At 70.1% G+C, this 19,179-nt stretch carries 19 protein-coding genes; 9 read left to right on the forward strand and 10 right to left on the reverse strand.

What is annotated here, in order from left to right; all coding sequences use genetic code 11:
- Window positions 1-50: 50 nt before the first annotated feature.
- Entirely contained in the window at window positions 51-1,190 is a 1,140-nt protein-coding gene (locus tag ASF39_RS01975; protein ID WP_055879644.1) for a glycosyltransferase family 4 protein, read from the reverse strand.
- 374 nt (window positions 1,191-1,564) lie between these two features.
- On the opposite strand from ASF39_RS01975, the gene rpmI reads away from it, so the two are divergent.
- The 7 genes from rpmI (at window position 1,565) to ASF39_RS02010 (ending at window position 7,669) form a co-directional block, all read left to right on the forward strand.
- Window positions 1,565-1,765: a 50S ribosomal protein L35 gene (gene rpmI, locus ASF39_RS01980; protein WP_055879647.1), complete on the forward strand. Its 201-nt coding sequence runs from the start codon at window positions 1,565-1,567 to the stop codon at window positions 1,763-1,765.
- 45 nt (window positions 1,766-1,810) lie between these two features.
- Window positions 1,811-2,194 carry a 50S ribosomal protein L20 gene (gene rplT, locus ASF39_RS01985; protein ID WP_055879650.1) on the forward strand — a complete coding sequence of 128 codons (384 nt, stop codon included), beginning with the start codon at window positions 1,811-1,813 and terminating at the stop codon, window positions 2,192-2,194.
- 148 nt (window positions 2,195-2,342) lie between these two features.
- A complete protein-coding gene (gene pheS / locus ASF39_RS01990; RefSeq protein ID WP_055879653.1) occupies window positions 2,343-3,425 on the forward strand; it encodes a phenylalanine--tRNA ligase subunit alpha in 1,083 nt (360 codons plus the stop codon).
- 207 nt (window positions 3,426-3,632) lie between these two features.
- Window positions 3,633-3,917 carry a hypothetical protein gene (locus tag ASF39_RS01995; RefSeq protein WP_156387506.1) on the forward strand — a complete coding sequence of 95 codons (285 nt, stop codon included), beginning with the start codon at window positions 3,633-3,635 and terminating at the stop codon, window positions 3,915-3,917.
- A 4-nt stretch (window positions 3,918-3,921) separates the two neighbouring features.
- Complete coding sequence (locus ASF39_RS02000; RefSeq protein WP_055879661.1) at window positions 3,922-4,395, forward strand: hypothetical protein; 474 nt, start codon at window positions 3,922-3,924, stop codon at window positions 4,393-4,395.
- Window positions 4,392-6,812, forward strand: a complete 2,421-nt coding sequence (gene pheT, locus ASF39_RS02005; RefSeq protein WP_056280718.1) for a phenylalanine--tRNA ligase subunit beta — start codon at window positions 4,392-4,394, stop codon at window positions 6,810-6,812. Before ASF39_RS02000 ends, pheT begins: the two co-directional genes overlap by 4 nt.
- A 14-nt stretch (window positions 6,813-6,826) precedes the next feature.
- A complete protein-coding gene (locus ASF39_RS02010; RefSeq protein WP_055881113.1) occupies window positions 6,827-7,669 on the forward strand; it encodes a DUF1186 domain-containing protein in 843 nt (280 codons plus the stop codon).
- Between the two features lie 7 nt (window positions 7,670-7,676).
- Here ASF39_RS02010 and ASF39_RS02015 read toward each other — a convergent pair whose 3' ends face one another.
- Both ASF39_RS02015 and moeB read right to left on the reverse strand, forming a co-directional pair.
- Window positions 7,677-8,990 (reverse strand): leucine-rich repeat-containing protein kinase family protein, encoded by a 1,314-nt coding sequence (locus tag ASF39_RS02015; protein ID WP_056280719.1) that lies wholly within the window; start codon window positions 8,988-8,990, stop codon window positions 7,677-7,679.
- Window positions 8,987-9,763 (reverse strand): molybdopterin-synthase adenylyltransferase MoeB, encoded by a 777-nt coding sequence (gene moeB / locus ASF39_RS02020; protein ID WP_055879672.1) that lies wholly within the window; start codon window positions 9,761-9,763, stop codon window positions 8,987-8,989. The genes ASF39_RS02015 and moeB overlap by 4 nt, the downstream gene beginning before the upstream one ends.
- 68 nt (window positions 9,764-9,831) lie before the next feature.
- Here moeB and dapE point away from each other — a divergent pair, with 68 nt between their 5' ends.
- Window positions 9,832-11,052 (forward strand): succinyl-diaminopimelate desuccinylase, encoded by a 1,221-nt coding sequence (gene dapE / locus ASF39_RS02025; protein WP_056280721.1) that lies wholly within the window; start codon window positions 9,832-9,834, stop codon window positions 11,050-11,052.
- Here the strand turns inward: dapE and truA are convergent.
- The 7 genes from truA to ASF39_RS02060 form a co-directional block, all read right to left on the reverse strand.
- Window positions 11,025-11,795 carry a tRNA pseudouridine(38-40) synthase TruA gene (gene truA, locus ASF39_RS02030; RefSeq protein ID WP_056281115.1) on the reverse strand — a complete coding sequence of 257 codons (771 nt, stop codon included), beginning with the start codon at window positions 11,793-11,795 and terminating at the stop codon, window positions 11,025-11,027. The two genes, dapE and truA, sit on opposite strands and share 28 nt — an antisense overlap.
- Window positions 11,796-11,829: 34 nt before the next feature.
- Complete coding sequence (fmt, locus tag ASF39_RS02035; protein ID WP_200938147.1) at window positions 11,830-12,744, reverse strand: methionyl-tRNA formyltransferase; 915 nt, start codon at window positions 12,742-12,744, stop codon at window positions 11,830-11,832.
- A 46-nt stretch (window positions 12,745-12,790) separates the two neighbouring features.
- Entirely contained in the window at window positions 12,791-13,309 is a 519-nt protein-coding gene (def, locus tag ASF39_RS02040; RefSeq protein WP_056280725.1) for a peptide deformylase, read from the reverse strand.
- Window positions 13,310-13,437: 128 nt separating this feature from the next.
- A complete protein-coding gene (locus ASF39_RS02045) occupies window positions 13,438-14,151 on the reverse strand; it encodes an ABC transporter ATP-binding protein (RefSeq protein WP_055879688.1) in 714 nt (237 codons plus the stop codon).
- Between the two features lie 123 nt (window positions 14,152-14,274).
- On the reverse strand, window positions 14,275-15,579 hold the full coding sequence (locus ASF39_RS02050) for a lipoprotein-releasing ABC transporter permease subunit (RefSeq protein ID WP_082494292.1): 1,305 nt from the start codon (window positions 15,577-15,579) through the stop codon (window positions 14,275-14,277).
- A 121-nt stretch (window positions 15,580-15,700) separates the two neighbouring features.
- A complete protein-coding gene (proS, locus tag ASF39_RS02055; protein WP_055879692.1) occupies window positions 15,701-17,026 on the reverse strand; it encodes a proline--tRNA ligase in 1,326 nt (441 codons plus the stop codon).
- 416 nt (window positions 17,027-17,442) lie between these two features.
- Window positions 17,443-18,309, reverse strand: a complete 867-nt coding sequence (locus ASF39_RS02060) for a formyltransferase family protein (RefSeq protein WP_055879696.1) — start codon at window positions 18,307-18,309, stop codon at window positions 17,443-17,445.
- A 132-nt stretch (window positions 18,310-18,441) separates the two neighbouring features.
- Between ASF39_RS02060 and ASF39_RS02065 the strand changes: the two genes are divergently transcribed.
- Window positions 18,442-19,176 (forward strand): SDR family oxidoreductase, encoded by a 735-nt coding sequence (locus ASF39_RS02065; RefSeq protein WP_056280727.1) that lies wholly within the window; start codon window positions 18,442-18,444, stop codon window positions 19,174-19,176.
- Window positions 19,177-19,179: the final 3 nt, after the last annotated feature.

Here is a 19,179-nt window from a genome sequence, read left to right on the forward strand (position 1 = left end):
TGAGCCGCGTCGCAAGGCGGATGCCGCGTGGGCGGCCGGACCGGGAGCGGTCAGGCCGGCATGGCGGCGGCTGCGGCCAGCGACGGGCGGGCCGAGCCGTTCAGGTCGCCGTAGTGCGGCACGAAAGCCGGCATGCCGTTGGGGACGGTGATCAGGTCCGGCCTGCCGGCGAGCAGCATCTCGTAGGCGGCGACGTACTTCTTCACCATGCGTTCGGCGGTGAAGTTGCCCTCGAAGTGGCGGCGCACGCCGGCGCGGCTCATGGCCTTGACCTTGGCCACCGCGGCGACGGCATCGTCCATCGTATCGCACAGGACGCCGCTGACGCCGTCGGCGATCACTTCCGGCACGGAACCGTTGCGAAACGCGATCACCGGGGTGCCCGAGGACATCGCCTCGATCATCACGAGGCCGAAGGGCTCCGGCCAATCGATGGGGAAGGCCAGGGCCAGGGCGTTGCCGAGAAAATCCTTCTTCTGCTCCTCGTTGATCTCGCCGATGAACTCGACGAGGGGATGATGGATCATCGGCTCGATGACCTCGTCCCAATAATCCTGGTCGGCCTTGTCGACCTTGGCCGCGATCTTGAGCGGCGTGCCCGAACGGATCGCCATCTCGATCGCCCGGTCGGGACGCTTCTCGGGCGAGATCCGGCCGAGGAACGCGAGATAGCCGCCCTTCGCCTCCGGGTAGAAGGTGCAGTTCTCGGGCGGCAGGCCGTGGTGGATGGTGGAGAGCCAGTTCACGGTCTTGGGCATCGGCTCGCGCTGGTTGTCGGAGATCGACACCAGGGGCATGCCCGTGAACGTGCGGTACACCGGCATGAAGTCCGGCACGTCGAGACGGCCGTGCATCGTGGTCAGGCACTTGTGGTTCAAGTCTTCGAACATCGGGTACTGAAGCAGATCGATGTGGAAGTGAAGCACATCGAACTCGTGCGCACGCCGCCTGATCTGATGGAGCATCGCGAGATGGCTCGCGGTATGGTCCCTGTAGCCGAGGAGACGCAGGCCTTCCGGCGTGCAGGCGGCCAATTTGGCGGACGTTTCCGAATCGCCGCTCGCGAACAGCGTCACGTCGTGTCCCTGACGCACGAGCTCTTCGGTGATCCAAGACACGACACGCTCGGTGCCGCCGTAGAACTTGGGAGGAACGGCTTCAGAGAGCGGAGCGATCTGGGCAATGCGCACGAAGTGTCTCCTGTGAGGTCGAATGTTGCGCCGATAAAACGCCACCCGGCCTGAGTGGGACATGAACGAAACCCACGGCCAAGGTTATGGTTCCGCACTGCACGCGTCCGCCAGGGAATTTTGGTTGTACCTCCGGGATGTCCCCGAAATCCCGCGATTCGCGCGAGCCCTGCGGCCCACCGCGGGTCGGTGGCGCACCCGGCGTCGGCCGCGCCCATTGAAGGCACGTCCCTTTTCTGTCATACGCCCCTCGCGTCGAACCGCCCGGCCGATCAGGGCTGCCGTGGCGGTTCGTGCTGCTCCACCAGAAGCATCAATCGAGCGCATCCTCCGATCCTTGCCCGATCGGACGAAATGCGCGTCAGGAGAGCCAAATGCCCAAGCTGAAAACCAAGTCGGGCGCCAAGAAGCGCTTCAAGATCACCGGGACCGGCAAGGTCATGTACGCCCAGGCCGGCAAGCGGCACGGGATGATCAAGCGGACGACGAAGCAGATCCGCAACCTGCGCGGCACCACCACCCTGTTCGAGGGCGATGCCGCCAACGTGAAGAAGTACTTTTTGCCGAACGGCTGAGAGCCTTCACCGACAGACTGCTTTTTCTAACCCAGGAGATCTCACATGGCCCGCGTCAAACGCGGCGTGACCAGTCACGCAAAGCACAAGAAAGTCCTCAAGGCCGCCAAGGGCTATTACGGCCGGCGCAAGAACACCATCCGCATCGCCAAGCAGGCGGTCGAGAAGGGCATGCAGTATGCCTACCGCGACCGCAAGAACAAGAAGCGCACGTTCCGCGCCCTCTGGATCCAGCGCCTCAACGCCGCGGTCCGCGAGCACGGCCTGACCTATTCGCGCTTCATCAACGCGCTCCTCAAGGCCGGCATCGTCGTCGACCGCAAGGCGCTGTCGGAACTGGCCATCCACGAGCCGGCGAGCTTCGCCGTCGTCGTCGAGAAGGCCAAGGCCGCGATGACCGACACCGCCCAGACGGCCAAGGCCGCCTGAGGGTCGATCACGACGCACGCGACGTTCGCTTGAGAGGCGCGGCCCGACGGGTCGCGCCTTCTCGTTTTCCGGCGCCGATTCGTCTATGGCCCGCGCCAGGAAGCCGTTACCCGTGCCCGACGCCGAGCCCTGAACCGAGTCCTCCCCGATGACCGACCTCGATACCCTCGAAAGCGATCTCCTTGGCCGCGTGGCCGCAGCCGCCGACGAGGCCGCCCTCGACGCGGTGCGGGTTGCGGCCGTCGGCAAGAAGGGCTCGGTCTCCGAACTGCTGAAGACCCTGGGCGCCATGACCCCGGAGGAGCGCAAGGACCGCGGCCCTCTCATCAACGGGCTGCGCGACCGGGTCCAGTCCGCCATCGGCGCCCGCCGGGAGGCCCTCGCCGAATCCGCCCTCGAAGCCCGCCTGTCGGCCGAGCGCATCGACGTGACCCTGCCGGTGCGCGAGGCGCCCGAGGCGCGCGGGCGCATCCACCCGATCAGCCAAGTCCTCGACGAGGTCACCGCGATCTTCGCCGACATGGGCTTCTCGGTGGCCGAGGGGCCCGACATCGAGACGGACGACTACAACTTCACCGCGCTCAACTTCCCGCCCGGCCACCCGGCCCGCGAGATGCACGACACCTTCTTCCTGGCCCCCGACCGCAACGGCCAGCGCAAGGTGCTGCGCACCCACACCTCGCCGGTGCAGATCCGCACGATGCGCGCGCAGCAGCCGCCGATCCGGGTGATCTGCCCCGGACGCACCTACCGCCACGATTCCGATCAGACCCACACCCCGATGTTCCATCAGGTCGAGGGGTTGGTGATCGACAAGGCGGCCAACATCGCCAACCTGAAATGGGTGATCGAGGAGTTCTGCCGCGCCTTCTTCGAGGTCGATGCGGTCACCATGCGCTTCCGGCCGTCGTTCTTCCCGTTCACGGAGCCGTCGGCCGAGGTCGACATCCAATGCTCGCGCAAGGGCGGCGAGATCCGCTTCGGCGAGGGCACGGACTGGCTCGAGATCCTCGGCTGCGGCATGGTCCATCCCAACGTGCTGAGGAACTGCGGCCTCGACCCCGACGCGGTCCAGGGCTTCGCCTTCGGCGTCGGGATCGACCGGATCGCGATGCTCAAATACGGCATGCCGGACCTGCGCCCGTTCTTCGAGGCCGACGTGCGCTGGCTGGATCATTACGGCTTCCGGCCGTTGGATATCCCGAGCTTGGTGAGTGGGTTGACGGGGTAGTGCGGCCTACGAATTCTCCGGAACTCAGACCTGGATCGAGGACGCAGACCTGGATCGAGGACGCAGACCTGGATCGAGGACGCAGACCTGGATCGAGGACGCAGACCTGGATCGAGGACGCAGACCTGGATCGAGAGCGCAGACCTGGATCGAGGACGCGACGGCGTTCGCGTTTTGCCGGGTTTGCATAAACCAATGGAGGCTTCGATGACCGACAAGGAAATCCAGGAGGTCGTGTTCTCCGTCCTCAAAAGCCGGGTGCCGGAAGCCGAATTTCAGGGTGCCGACGTTCGTTCGGACATCGATTTCGACGGCGAGTCCATCATTCGGGTCACCGCCCGATACGAACGCAGGCCGGCTGAGCGCCGCGAAGCCTTGATCGGTGCGATTCACGATCTTAGGGACGCGCTGATCGCGAAGGGCGAAGAACGCTTCGTCTTCCTCACGAACCAGGTCGCCAGCGAGCGGCAATCTGAGCCGGACCTCGATTAAGGCAATGGGCACCTATGTTGAACGCCTCCTGGATCTGGCCGATGCACTGATCGACCAGCATCCGCGTAGTTCCGGGGTCAAACGACGGGCGGTCAGCACCGCCTACTACGCTGCCTTTCATGCTCTGATGAAGGCATCTGCCGATGCGCTTCTGCCGGAGGGTAGCCGGGACACCGCGGAATACGAACGCGTTTATCGCGCGCTCGATCATGGTTCGATGAAGAACGCCTTCCAGGCGGCCGGGAGCCCGCTGCGGCAGGACAACAGGCTCAGCAGGATCGGTGAATTGATTGTCCCTCTGCAGAGCGCCAGAATGCAAGCCGACTACGCCCCTCCCAGGGCCAACTTCTACGAGGACGATCAGGCGCGAGATCTCGTCGGTCAAGCGAGAGAAATCGTTTCCAAGCTCGACGCCCTCCCGGTCGAAACAAGACTGGTTCTCGCCATCCATCTGATCTTCAAAGACAGAAGCAAATGAAATTCACCCTCTCCTGGCTGAAGGATCACCTCGACACCGGGGCTTCCCTCGACACGATCGCGCAGACGCTCACGCGGATCGGGCTCGAGGTGGAGGGCGTCGAGGACAAGGCCGCCGCCTTGAAGCCCTATGTGGTCGCGCGCATCCTCTCCGCCGAGCAGCACCCCAACGCCGATCGCCTGCGGGTCTGCAGCGTCGATGCCGGCGACGGCGCGCCGGTGCAGGTGGTCTGCGGCGCGCCCAACGCCCGGGCCGGGCTGGTCTCGGTGTTCGCGCCACCCGGCACCTACGTGCCGGGCAAGGACATCACCCTGGCGGTGGGCACCATCCGCGGCGTCGAGAGCCGGGGCATGCTGTGCTCGGGCGCGGAACTCGGGCTCGGCGACGACCACGACGGCATCATGGAGCTGCCCGACGACGCGCCGGTGGGCCGGCCCTATGCCCTCTACGCCGGGCTCGACGATCCCGTCATCGAGATCAACCTGACGCCCAACCGACCCGATTGCACCGCGGTCTCCGGTATCGCGCGCGATCTGGCCGCCACCGGCCTCGGCAGCCTCACGCGCGAGCCGTCGAAGCCGGTGCGTGGCGAGGGCGCCTGCACGGTGCCGGTCACGCTCGCCTTCGCCCCCGAGGATCGCGGGCTCTGCCCCCTGTTCGCCGTGCGCCTGGTGCGCGGGGTCTCCAACGGCCCCTCGCCCGACTGGATGCAGGCGCGGCTGCGCGCCATCGGCCTGCGGCCGATCAATGCGCTCGTCGACATCACCAACTACCTCACCTTCGACCGCGGCCGGCCGCTGCACGTCTTCGATGCCGCCAAGGTCCAGGGCGGACTCGAGGTCCGCCTGGCCCGCGAGGGCGAGGAGTTGAAGGCGCTGGACGGCAAGACCTACCGGCTCGAGCCGGAGATGGTGATCATCGCCGATGCCGCCGGCCCCGAATCGATCGGTGGCATCATCGGCGGCGAGGCCACCGGCTGCGATGCCGGCACCGTCGACGTGCTCGTCGAGGCGGCCCTGTGGGACCCCGTCAACATCGCCCGGACCGGGCGCCGGCTCGGCATCGTCACCGACGCGCGCTACCGCTTCGAGCGCGGGGTCGATCCCGCCTTCGCCCTGCCCGGCCTCGACCTCGCCACCCGCATGATCCTCGACCTGTGCGGCGGCACCGCCGGCGAGGCGCTGGTCTTCGGCGAGCCGCCCGAGACCGACCAGATCATCGACTTCCCCTGGTCCGAGACCCGGCGCCTGGCGGGGATGGAACTGTCGCGCGCCGAGATGAAGGTGACCCTGGAGACCCTGGGTTTCCACGTCTCCGGCAGCGGCGACCGCGTCAAGGTCCTGCCGCCGTCCTGGCGCCCGGACATCGGCGGCAAGGCCGACCTCGTGGAGGAGATCATCCGCATCGCCGGCCTCGACCAGATCGAGGCCAAGCCCCTGCCGCGCGCGCCCAGCGTCGGCAAGCCCGCGCTCACGGTGCTGCAGCGGCGCACCCGCCACGCCAAGCGGGCCCTGGCGGGCCGCGGCCTCGTGGAGGCGGTGACGTGGTCCTTCATCGGCCACGACGACGCGGTGCTGTTCGGCGGCGGCGGGGCCGATCTGGCCCTGGCCAACCCGATCGCGGCCGATCTCTCGGACATGCGCCCGAGCCTGGTGCCGGGGCTCGCCCGCGCCGCCCAGCGCAACGCCGACCGCGGCAACGGCGACGTCGCCCTGTTCGAGGTCGGCCAATGCTTCGCCAGCGACCAGCCCGAGGGACAGACGATGCGGGCGGCGGCGCTACGACGCGGCACCGCCGGGCACGCGGGCGCCGGCCGCCATTGGGACGGGGCCGCAAAGGCCGTCGACGCCTTCGACGCCAAGGCCGACGCCATGGCGCTGCTGGCCAGCCTCGGCGTGCCGGTGGGCGGCCTGCAGGTGGTGACCGGCGGCCCGTCCTGGCTTCATCCCGGCCGCTGCGGCACGCTGCAGTTCGGGCCCAAGATCGTGGTCGGACATTTCGGCGAGCTGCATCCGCGCGCCATGAAGGCCCTCGACCTCAAGGGACAGGTGGTCGCCTTCGAGATCGTGCTCGATGCGGTGCCGCTGCCGAAGTATCGTCCGACCAAGGTCAAGCCGGCCCTGGCCCTGTCCGACTTCCAGCCGATCTCGCGCGACTTCGCCTTCGTGGTGGGCCGCGACGTGGCGGCCGGCGACATCGTCAAGGCGGCGCAGGGGGCCGAGCGCAAGCTCATCACCGGGATCGACGTGTTCGACCTCTACGAGGGTGTCGGCATTCCGGAGGGCGCCAAGTCCGTCGCCATCGCGGTGCGCCTGCAGCCCTCGGAGCGGACGCTGACCGATGCCGAGATCGAGGCGGTGAGTGGCCGCATCGTGGCGGAGGTCGCCCGCAAGACCGGCGCGACGCTCCGGTCGTGACAGGCGAGGTGAGCATGGTCGATCCGATCCTCGTCGCCGACCTGTCGGCGGAGAACCACCTGCCGGCGGGCGCCCTGCGACGGGCCCTGAAGGCGCCCGCGAGCATCGCCGAACCGGTGCTCGCCGTCCTCGATGCGGCCGCCTCGGAGGCGGAGCTGATCGAGGAGGACGTGAACCTCCTGTTCTGGGGTGTCCACGTGCTCGCCGCCGCCCGCGACAGCCGGGCCTACGCCCCGCTGATGCGCCTGCTGCGCCAGGACGGCGACAGCCTGGAAGCCATCCTCGGCGATGCCCTCACCACGACGCTCGCCAAGGTGGTGGTGAGCGTCTTCGACGGCGACGTCGCCCCGATGCACCGCCTGATTCTGGACAGCACCACCGACGAGTTCGTGCGCTACGAGCTCCTCACGGCCCTGGTCTTTCTCACCCACGCGGGCCGGATCGACCGCGCGCAGACCCACGACCTGCTGGTGCGGTTCGACGACAAGCGGGTCTCGGTGGAGGCCGAGATCGGCTGGACGGGGTGGGAGGAGGCGATCGCCCTGCTCGGCTTTGCCGACCTCGCGCCCCGCGTCGAGGCCGCACGCAAGGACGGCCGCATCACCGACGAGATCAGCGACCTGCCGTGGTTCAGGACGACCCTGCGCCAGGCACTGGCCAAACCCGACGACCCGAGCCGCTTCGACCCGCGCCGCTACGGCCCCCTCGACGATCCCATCGCCGAGCTCGCCTGGACGGCCGAGGATGCCGGCCAGCCCCTGCGCAACCCGCTGAAGGACGTCGGCCGCAACGATCCCTGCCCCTGCGGCAGCGGCAAGAAGTTCAAGAAATGCTGTCTGGGCGCCACGCCGGCCTAGCCTCGCGTCAGGCTCGGGCACCCGCCAGGGCCGCCGCGACCGCGTCCATCGGCGGGCGGGCCGCCGGATCGGGCTGGGTGCAGGCCCGCTCCAGGTCGCGAAGGCCCGGCGGATCGCCCGCACAACGGTCGAGCAGCTCGCCGAGCAGCAGGCCGTAGGCCCTCACGTCGAAGGCCGTCCACGGATGGTCTCCGACATCTGGCGGTAGCAGGCCGGCCGCCCCGAAATCGCCGAGCACCGCCCGGCCGGCAGCGCCGTCCCACAGGACGTTGTGGGCGTAGAGATCCCCGTGCACGAGGCCCCGGGCATGGAGATGCGCCGCCCCCGCGGCGACGCCGGCGGCGATCGCGACGGCGACGTCGGGCTCGAGGCGAAGGGCCGGGTCGTAGACGTCGCGGCTGCAGCTCTCCAGGCTCGGCGGTCCGGCCAGGACCCGCCAGTGAGCCGGCAAAAGAGGCATCAGCAGGCCGTGGCGTCCCTCCGCGCGATCGCACGTCCGACCGAGCGCGCCGGTGAGGTTGGGATGCGCGCCAGCCCGGAGGCAGGCCGCCATCTCGCGCTCCGGCAGCCCGTCGCTGGTGATCGCCCCCTTGAACAGCTTGAGCGCCACCGCGGTCGCCGGCCCTGTCCCGTCTTCGCGCCAATCGGCGCGGTGGATCCATCCCGATGCACCTTCGCCCAGACGCTCGCCGAGGGCGAGCTCGTCCCAGGGCACCTCGCGGACGAGGCCTGGCATCGACCCCACATCGAATGAATTGCCGGCAAACGAGAGCCAGGCCAGGCGTGGAAGGGTGTCGATCCAGGCGGGCAGTCGATCGAAGCGGTTGGCCGACAGGCGCAGCAGTTCGAGGTTCGAGGCTCCGGCCAGCGTGTCCGGCAGGGCCGATAGGCGGTTGCCGGCCAGCATCAGCTTCCGCAGGAGCGGCCGCTGCCCGATGGCGGCGGGAAGCGTCTCGATCCGGTTGTCGGTGAGGGTCAGCCAGCGCAGCAGCGGCGGCAGGGCCTCGCCCGGCACCTCGCGCAGGCCCGTGCCGCGAAAGCCGACCTGGCTCAGCGCCGGACAATCCCCGAGCACCGGCGGCAATCGTGAAAAACGGGTGCCCGAGCAGAACAGCACGCGCAACCGCGTCAGGCGGCCGAGATCGTCGGGCAGCCGGTCGAGGGGACCGTTGCCGAGATCCAGGATCTCGAGGGTCTCGGCGAGCCCAAGGATCTCGCGGGGGAATTCCGCCCCGCCCGGCAGCCGCAGTTCGCGGGTGCCGGCGAGGTCGCCCCGGCGCAGGGCCGCGAGCCGCGCGAGGGTGGGATCGGGACCCGTCACGGGCCCGTGCCGGAGAGCGGGTTCGCCTCGTCCCAAGCGTAGCTCAGGGTCTCGAACCGCATCGCGGCGGCATCGACCATCAGCAGGCGACCGACCAGGGACTCGCCGAACCCGGTCACCGCGCGGATCACCTCCATCGCCATCAGCGAACCCATCACCCCGGCGAGCGCCCCGAGCACGCCGGCCTCGGCGCAGGGCAGGACGCTGCCGGGCGGCGGCGGGTTCGGGAACAGGCAGCGATAGGTCGGGTTCGGCCGTCCGTCAGGACCGGTCTCGTGGGCGCGGATCGTGGTCAGGGTTCCGTCGAACCGGCCCAGCGCCGCCGTCACCAGGGGGCGCCGGGCATGGAAACAGGCGTCGGAGACGGCGTAGCGCGTGGCGAAATTGTCCGAGCCGTCGGCGACGACGTCGTAGCGGGCGATGAGATCGGCGGCGGTCTCCTCGCTCAGGCGGATCGGATGCGCCTCCACGACCACATGCGGGTTGAGCCGGGCGACGGCGTCGGCCGCGCTCTCCACCTTCGGGCGCCCGAGATCGGGGGTGCCGTGGATCACCTGCCGCTGCAGGTTGGACAGCGAGACCGTGTCGTCGTCGACGATGCCGATGGTGCCGACTCCGGCCGCGGCGAGATACTGGATCAGCGGCGCCCCGAGCCCGCCCGCGCCGACCACGAGCACGCGGGCCGCCTTGAGCCGCCCCTGGCCCGGCCCACCGACCTCGCGCAGGACGAGGTGGCGGGCATAGCGTTCGATTTCGTCGCCGGAGAGAGCCATGGATGCCCGCTTAAACGCTGGCGGGCGTCGCCGGAAGACATGGGTTTGCCGGATACCCGGGTCACGCTATGCCCGGGGCACCACTCGAAGGGCCGTTTCCCGTGCTTGACCCGATCATCGCCCCCTCTCCCCTCGCCCTCGCCCAGGCCCTGATCCGCTGCCCGTCCGTGACGCCTGCGGAGGGCGGCGCCCTCGGCCATCTCGCGACGGTCCTGGGTGCGGCGGGTTTTCACGTGGAACGTCCGGTGTTCTCCGAGCCGGGCACGCCGGACATCGAGAACCTCTACGCCCGCTTCGGCAGTGGCCGCCCGTACCTGCTGTTTGCCGGCCATACCGACGTGGTCCCGACCGGCGACGTCGCGGCCTGGCGCCACGGGCCCTTCGCGGGCATGGTCGAGGACGGGCTGCTCTACGGGCGCGGCGCCGTCGACATGAAGGGCGGCATCGCCTGCATGGTGGCCGCCGCCCTCGCCCACCTCGCCGCCCATGGCGAGGCCTTCACCGGCTCCATCGGCTTCCTCATCACCGGCGACGAGGAGGGGCCGGCGGTAAACGGCACCGTCAAGCTCCTCGACTGGGCGCGGGCGCGCGGCGAGCGGTTCGACCATTGCCTGCTCGGCGAGCCGACCAACCCGGGCCGGCTGGGCGAGATGATCAAGATCGGGCGGCGCGGCTCGCTCACCGGCCACCTCAAGGTGCACGGCCGCCAGGGCCACGTCGCCTATCCGCACAAGGCGGAGAACCCGATCCCCGGCCTGTTGCGCCTCGCCTCGGCGCTGCTGGCCGCGCCCCTCGACGGCGGCACCGCGCATTTCGATGCCTCGAACCTCGCATGGACGACGCTCGACGTCGGCAACCCGGCCACCAACGTGATCCCGGCCGAGGCTCGCGCGACCTTCAACGTGCGCTTCAACGACCTCTGGACCGCGCAGACCCTGGGTGCCGAGATCCGCCATCGGCTCGACGCGGCGGCGGGGAGCGAGGTGCGCTTCACCCTCGACCTGCTGCCGTCGAACTCACCGGCGTTCCTGACGACGCCCGATGCCTTCACGACACTGGTCTGCGCCGCCATCGAGGCCGAGACCGGCCTCGTGCCGGCGCTCTCCACCACCGGCGGCACCTCGGACGCCCGCTTCATCAAGGACGCCTGCCCGGTGATCGAGTTCGGCCTCGTCGGCGAGACCATGCACCGCACCGACGAATGCGTGGCGGTGGCGGATCTGGAGAGGCTGACGGCGATCTACGGCCGGGTCCTGACCGCCTATTTCGGTGCGGCGTCCTCGTCGTAATCCACCCCCACGAACGTCAGCCCCTGGGCCGGGGCCATCGGCCCGCATCGGCTGCGGTCGCGGCCGGCCAGGATGGCGGCCACGTCGGCCGGGCTGAACCGGCCGCAGCCGGCCATCATCAGGGTGCCGGTCATGGCGCGGACCTGGTGGTGCAGGAACGAGCGGGCCGCGGTGGTGATGACGATCTCCTCGAACAGGCCCATCGTCGTCACCGCCACGTCGAGGCGTTCGAGGGTGCGCACCGGGCTCTTGGCCTGGCATTCGGCGGCGCGAAAGGCAGTGAAGTCGTGGCGGCCCAGGAGCGTCTGCGCGGCCTCGTGCATCGGCCCGGCATCGAGTTTCCAGGGCACGTGCCAGACGTGGGCGCGGGTGAGGGCCGCCGGGCTGCGCCGGTTGAGGATGCGGTAGCGATAGTGCCGGCGGATCGCCGAATGGCGGGCGTCGAAGCTCTCGGGCACGACCTGCGCACTCACCACCGCGACGGGATGCGGCCGCAGGTGGGCGTTGAGGGCGTCGCGCACGGTGTCGGTGCGCCAGGCCTTCGTCAGGTCGAGGTGGGCGACCTGATGGATGGCATGGACGCCGGCATCGGTGCGCCCGGCGCAGGTGAGGCGTGACGCCTCCCCCGAGAACCGCGTCACCGCCGCCTCGATCGTGCCCTGGACGGTGCGGTCCTCGGCCTGGCGCTGCCAGCCGCAGAACGGGGCGCCGTCGTATTCGATCACGAGCTTGTAGCGCGGCATCAGCGACACGCCGCCGCGACGGCCGGGTGTCGGGTCACGGCAGCCGGAATCCGGGCGCCAGCCGGGCGCCGCCGACGAACTCGGGCCCGGTGGACACGCCGCCCTTGCCGGCGCGGCGCAGTTCCAGCAGCTCGACGGCACCCTCGCCGCAGGCGACGGTGCAGACCTCGTCGAGCAGGGTCCCCGGCGCCCCCGCCCCCGGCGCGACCCTGGCGCGCAGCACCTTCACCCGCTCCGGGCCCTTGCCGAGGTCGGCTTCGAAGAACGCGCCGGGGGCGGGCGACAGCCCGTTGATGTGATGGGCGACCTCCTCGGCCGGCAGGTCCCACCGGATGCGGCTCTCCGCATTGGTGATCTTGTGGGCGTAGACGACCCCGTCCTCGGCCTGTGGTGTCAGGGCGAGGCCGTCCCGGGCCAGGACCGCGAGCGCACGGGCCATCAGATCGGCGCCCGCCGGCATCAGGGCGTCGTGCAGGGCGCCGGCCGTCGTGCCCGGAGCGATGGGGATGCGGTGCTCCATCGCCACGGGGCCGGTGTCGAGGCCCGCCTCCATCCGCATCACGCCGACGCCGCTCTCGGCATCGCCCGCCATGATGGCCCGCTGGATCGGGGCGGCCCCGCGCCAGCGGGGCAGCAGGGAGGCATGCAGGTTGAGGCAGCCGTGGCGGGGAGCGTCGAGGATCGCCTGCGGCAGGATGATGCCGTAGGCCACCACCACACCGACGTCGGCGTCGTGGGCGCGGAAGGTCTCGGCCGCCTCCTCGCCGCGCAGGCTCGACGGGGTCCGCACCGGCAATCCGAGGCGGTCGGCCAGCGCATGCACCGGCGAGGGGGTGAGGGCCATGCCGCGCCCGGCCTTGGCCGGCGCGCGGGTGTAGACGGCGACGACCGAGTGGCCGTCGGCCGCGAGCCGTTCGAGGGTCGCCGCGGCGAAGGCGGGAGTGCCCATGAAGACCAGTCTCACGCGCGCTTCCCCTCGGGCGGTCGCGGCACGCTCAGGCGGCCTCGCCGCGCTTGGCCGCCTTGGCGAACTTCTTGGTGACACGGTCGCGCTTGAGCTTCGACAGGTGGTCGATGAACAGGACGCCGTTGAGGTGGTCGATCTCGTGCTGGATGCAGGTGGCGAGCAGCCCGTCCGCCTCGATCTCGCGCGTCGCGCCCTCGAGGTCGCGGAAGGCCACGCGGACCCGGTCCGGCCGCTCGACCTCGCCGTAGAACTCGGGGATCGACAGGCAGCCCTCGTCGTAGATCCGCTTCTCCTCGGACGCCCATACCACCGTCGGGTCGAGGAAGACCTGCGGCTCGCGGGCGTTCTCGTCCTTCGAGGTGTCGATGGTGACGATGCGCTTGGCCACGCCAATCTGGATGGCGGCCAGCCCGACGCCGGGGGCGTCGTACATCGTCTCCAGCATGTCGGCGACGAGGGCGCGGACCTCGGGGGTGACGGCGCCCACGGGCTCGGAGACCAGACGCAGGCGCGAATCCGGCAGGATGACGAGGGGACGAATGGCCATGACGTAACCGGACTGGAAAAAAGGGGTCGAACCGCGGGATCGCGGGCCGTCGCCGTCCGCCGTCGCGTCCCTGCCGCAGATAGGGTTTGACGGATCGCCGGTCAAATCGAGCGCCCGGGTACCGCCCCTCAGGCCAGCTGCTCGATGAGACCGTCGCGGATGGTGACGCGCCGGTCCATGCGGGCGGCGAGATCGAGGTTGTGGGTGGCGACCAAAGCGGCGAGGCCCGAGGCCCGCACCAGCGAGAGCAGGATGCCGAACACGTGGGCGGCGGTGTGCGGGTCGAGGTTGCCGGTGGGCTCGTCGGCCAGCAGCAGGCGCGGCCCGTTGGCCACGGCGCGGGCGATGGCGACGCGCTGCTGCTCGCCGCCCGAGAGTTCGGCCGGGCGGTGGATCAGGCGGTCCTTGAGGCCGAGGAAGCTCAGGAGCTCGGTGGCGCGGGCCTTGGCGTCCTTGCCGCTCAGGCCGCGGATGAGCTGGGGCATCACCACGTTCTCCAGCGCCGAGAACTCCGGCAGCAGGTGATGGAACTGGTAGACGAAGCCCATCTGCTCGCGGCGCAGGCGCGTGCGCTCGGAATCGGCGAGCGTCGCGGTGGGGGTGCCGCCGATGTAGACCTCGCCCCCGTCGGGCCGCTCCAGCAACCCGGCGATGTGCAGCAGCGTCGACTTTCCGGCGCCCGAGGGCGCCACCAGGGCGACGAGTTCTCCCGGCCAGATCGCCAGGTCGGCACCGCGCAGGATCTCCAGGGCGCCATGGCCCTGGCTGTAGCGACGCACGACCTGCGAAAAGAACAGGGCCGGGACCGGCTGGTCGCCGGCCGCCTCGGCTGATGGGGGCATGGGAAGTGTCCTCTCGTCCGCTCGGCGGGCAAGGCGTCGGCAAACCGACACCTCGCCCGCTCAAGTTTTTGGTTTGGCGCAGGTTCTGATCGCAAAACCGCGGGGCACTTTTGCGGACCCTGCTCAGCCGTAGCGCAGGGCCTGCACCGGATCGAGCCGGGCGGCGCGCCACGAGGGATAGAGCGTCGCGATCAGCGACAGGGCGATCGAGGTGACCACCACGACGGTGATCTCGTTGGCGTTCATCTCCGCCGGGATCTCGGCGAGGAAGCGCACCGTCGGGTCCCAGGCGGTGGGAAACAGCACCCGCTGGATCGGCTTGATGTTGAGGGTGATGAGCGTGCCCAGCGCCAGCCCGCCCAGCGTGCCGACCACGCCGATGAGCGCGCCGTTGATGAGGAACACCCGCATCACCGTGCCCGGCGTGGCGCCCATGGTGCGCAGGATCGCGATGTCGCTCGACTTGTCGCGCACAAGCAGGATCAGCCCGGAGACGATGTTGAGGGTCGCCACCACCACGATCAGGCTGAGGATGAGGAACATCACGTTGCGCTCCACCTCCAGCGCCCCGAAGAAGGTGCGGTTGCGCTGGCGCCAGTCGGTGAGCACCACCGGCCGCTCGGCGGCCATCTCCAGGTCGGAGCGCAGGGCGCCGACCGCGTCGGCGTTGTCGACGTAGACCTCGATGAGGCTGACGTCGCCCTCGCGGTTGAAGTAGGCCTGGGCCTCGGCCAGCGGCATGAAGACGAAGGTGGCGTCGAACTCGGTCATGCCGATCTCGAACACCGCCTTGATCGTGTAGGCCTTGGTGCGCGGGGCCGTGCCGAACGGGGTGGTGGCGCCCTTCGGGGTCGAGAGGGTGATGTTGTCGCCGGCCTGCAGGCCCAGCGCCTCCGCGAGGCGGCGGCCGACCGCGACGCCGGTGCCGTCGTCGAAGCCGGCGAGCGTTCCCGCGCGCAGGTTCTTGGCGATGGCGCCGATCTTGTCGATGTCCTCCGCGCGGATGCCGCGCACCAGCACGCCGCTGCCGCCATAGGGCGAGGAGGCGAAGGCTTGGCCCTCGACGAGGGGAATCGCCGAGCGCACGCCGGCCACCTTGGACAGGCGGTCGGCGAGATCGGCGTAATCGGTGAAGGCGGTGTCCACCGGCGTGACGAAGACGTGGCCGTTGATGCCGACGATCTTGGACAGGAGCTCGCTGCGGAACCCGTTCATCACCGAGAGCACGATGATGAGGGTGGCGACCCCGAGGGTGATGCCGAGCACCGAGAAGAACGCCACCACCGAGACGCCGCCGCCGCGGCGGCGCGCCCGCAGGTAGCGCCCGGCGAGGATCCACTCGAACCCGGCGAAGGGGGGCGTGTCGCCCCGCTTGAAACGGGACGGCAGGTCCTTGAGGCGGGCCGTGACCTTGGCGAGCGCGCTCATGCCGGTCCCGTCGTACCGGTCGAACGCCGCGAAAGCCGCGACGTGCGCGTTCCGGAGGTCATCGGGAACGCGGCGAGCCGCTCCCCGTCTTCGCGCGTCGCGTCCTGATCCTGCGCTCGCATCAGACCCGCTTCAGGCGAGCGAGCAGGTCGATCGGGGCCAGGGTCTCGCGCTCGCCGCCGGCGCGGCGCTTGACCTCGACCTTGCCCTCCGCGAGCCCGCGCGGGCCGACGATGACCTGCCAGGGCAGGCCGATCAGGTCGGCGGTGGCGAACTTGGCGCCCGGCCGCTCGTCGCGGTCGTCATAGAGGACGCTGAGGCCGCCGGCCTCCAGCATCGCCTGAATCTCGGTGCAGGCGGCGTCGGTGGCCCCGTCGCCGGTCTTGAGGTTGATGAGCGCCACGTCGAAGGGCGCCACCGCGTCCGGCCAGACGATACCGGCCTCGTCGTGCGAGGCCTCGATGATCGCCGCCACCAGACGGCTCGGGCCGATGCCGTAGGAGCCCATGTGGACCGGCCGGTCGACGCCGTCCGGCCCCGTCACCTTGGCGCCCATCGCCTCGGAGTACTTGGTGCCGAAATAGAAGATGTGGCCGACTTCGATGCCGCGGGCCGCCATCCGGCGCTCGTCGGCGACCTCGGCGAAGGCCGCCGGCTCGTGCATCTCGCTGGTGGCCGCGTAGAGGGAGGTCCAGCGGTCGACGGTCCCCTGCAGGCCGGCCACGTCCTCGAAGTCGGTGGTGGCGGGAGGGATGTCGAAGGCGAGGTAGTCGCGGTCGCAGAACACCTCGCTCTCGCCGGTCTGGGCGAGGATGATGAACTCGTGGCTGAGGTCGCCGCCGATGGGGCCGGTGTCGGCCCGCATCGGGATCGCCTTGAGGCCGAGCCCGGCGAAGGTGCGCAGGTAGGCGACGAACATGCGGTTGTAGGCGTGGCGTGCCGCCGCCTGGTCGATGTCGAAGGAATAGGCGTCCTTCATCAGGAACTCGCGCGAGCGCATGGTGCCGAAGCGCGGGCGGACCTCGTCGCGGAACTTCCACGAGATCTGGTAGAGGTTCTTGGGCAGGTCCTTGTAGGAGCGCACGCTGCCGCGGAAGATCTCGGTGACGACCTCCTCGGCGGTGGGGCCGTAGAGCATCTCGCGGTCGTGCCGGTCCTTGATGCGCAGCATTTCCTTGCCGTAGGCGTCGTAGCGGCCGGACTCCTTCCACAGCTCGGCCGATTGCACGGTGGGCATCAGGAGTTCGATCGCCCCGGCGCGGTCCTGCTCGGCCCGCACCACGTCGCAGACCTTGTTGAGGACGCGCAGGCCGAGCGGCAACCAGGCGTAGATGCCGGCGGCTTCCTGGCGGATCAGCCCGGCGCGCAGCATCAGGCGGTGGGAGACGATCTCCGCTTCCTTGGGCGTCTCGCGCAAGGTCGGCAGGAAGTAGCGGGACAGACGCATGGACGGCCTTGACGAGAAAAGCTCGCGACGGCCCGGAGGGCGCACGCCGGCGCACACAACACATTGCCCTGGAAAAACACAAGCGTAGACGGGCAACGGTTTCGGTTTGCGGCCGCCTCGGCGCCGATGCCGGGGCCCTCCCCCGTCCGCGACCGATGCCGGCGACGGGGCATGACAGTTTGTCGCGTCCGTTGCAGAAAAACGCAAGGAACCTTCTCTGCCCGCGTGACAATACGAATTCTTGTTCCTATAAGCGGCGCCGCGATGGTCGCGTTGCTGTCCAGAGGCAATGCGCGGTCCGAGTCTCGGGAGGAACAGTCAGCCGCCGCGCCAGCAAGGCGTGAGATAATTCAAGGCTGAAACGAGAGCACCGTCTTAAAAAGCAAGGCATTCGCCTTGCTTTTTTTATTGTCCGCTCACCGACCGATCTGGCCGACGTCGCTCGCCGCCACCGGGCTCCAGCGCAGGATCTGGACGTAGCCGTCCCTGGCGGCCACCACCACCTGCCGGCGGTAGCGGTTGACGATGGTGCCGGGCGTATGGCGATGCGCCTCGTGCCAGCCCTCGGCCTGCGCGACGTAGACGCGGCCGTCGCCGAGGCGGGCGATGGTCTCGATGGTGCCGAAGGCCCGGACCCGGCGCAGGACCGCGTCGACCCCCGCCCGGAAATCGAGGGTGCGGTCGGCATCCGTCACCCGCGCCCAATAGGAGCCCTCCCCCTGCGGCTCGGCCGCCCGCCAGCGGGCGGGCAGCTCCCGGGCGACCGGCCCGAGCGCGATCCGCCGCGCCGCCATCTGGCATTTGGCCAGCAGGGTCTCGTGGGTGTCGGCCGGCGTGAGCGGGAAGTGGTCGCGGGCCAGGATGTCGCCGGTGTCGAAGCCGGCCTCGCCGAGGACATGGGCGGTCACCCCCCAGCGCTCGTGGCCGTCCGCGATGGCGCGGAACAGGGGATAGGGTCCGCGCCCGACCGGCAGCGGCGACGGGTGGACGTTCAGGGCGTAGGCCGCCCGCCCCTGCCAGCCGGTCACCAGCCAGGGATAGCCGGCCACCACCAGGGCCCAGTCCCGCCCGTGGACCTGGGCCAGGGCGTCCAGATCGGCGACCTTGAGGCGGGAGAGCTGCATCGGCACGCGGTGGCGCCGGGCCTGGGCCACCACCGCCTCGTTGTGGTCGTAGAGCCCGTCGCAGGGCCGGGTGAACAGCTTGATCGGTGTCCAGCCCGTCTCGATCAGCGCATCGAACACGCCCCCGAGGAAATCGATGCCGGCGAAGGCGAACTTCATGAGGTGTCTCGATCGGTCGATGGAGGGTGGCCGTCGCCTGCGACGCCGCAACCGGGTGTCGCGGCGCGGGGTGGGGTCCCCAGCGGACGCTTGCGCCTTACCTAGCCTGTCTGGACGGGAATGGGAGCGGGCATGAAGCGAGTGGTGATCTACGGGGGCACCGGAGGCATCGGCGCCGCCACCGCGCGGGCCCTGCGCGCCCGCGGCGTTCCGCTCCACCTCGCGTCCCGCGATGCGGCCCGCCTCGCCGAGCTCGCCGAGGCACTCGGGGACACCACCGTCACGGCCGGCGACGTCACCGATCCGGCGTTCTTTTCGCGGGTGACCGAGGAGGCGGGCGGCGAACTCGGCGGCCTCGTCTATGCGGTGGGCACCATCACCCTGCGCCCGCTGGCACGGCTGACGGCGCAGGACGCGGAGACCGACTTCCGCATCAACGCGCTGGGCGCCTTCCTGGCGGTCCAGGCCGCGGCACCCGCCCTCAAGGCAGGCGCCGGCGCGGCGGGGGCCGGCGTCGTCCTGTTCTCCACCGTGGCGGTCTCTCAGGGCTTCACGGCGCACGCCTCGGTGGCGATGGCCAAGGGCGCGGTCGAGGGGCTGGCCCTGTCGCTGGCCGCCGAGCTCGCGCCGCAGGTGCGCATCAACGTGGTGGCGCCGTCGCTGACGCGCACGCCGCTGGCCACGGCCATCACCGCCAACGAGACCCTCGCCTCGGGCATCGCCGCGATGCACGCGCTCCAGCGCCTGGGCACGCCCGAGGACGTCGGCGCGCTGGCCGCCTTCCTGGTCTCGGAGGAGGCCGGTTGGATCACCGGGCAGGTGATCGGGGCCGACGGCGGCCGCTCCACCCTGCGCACCAAGGGCTGAGCC

It is taken from the genome of Methylobacterium sp. Leaf108 (genome assembly GCF_001423265.1).
Classification (GTDB): domain Bacteria; phylum Pseudomonadota; class Alphaproteobacteria; order Rhizobiales; family Beijerinckiaceae; genus Methylobacterium.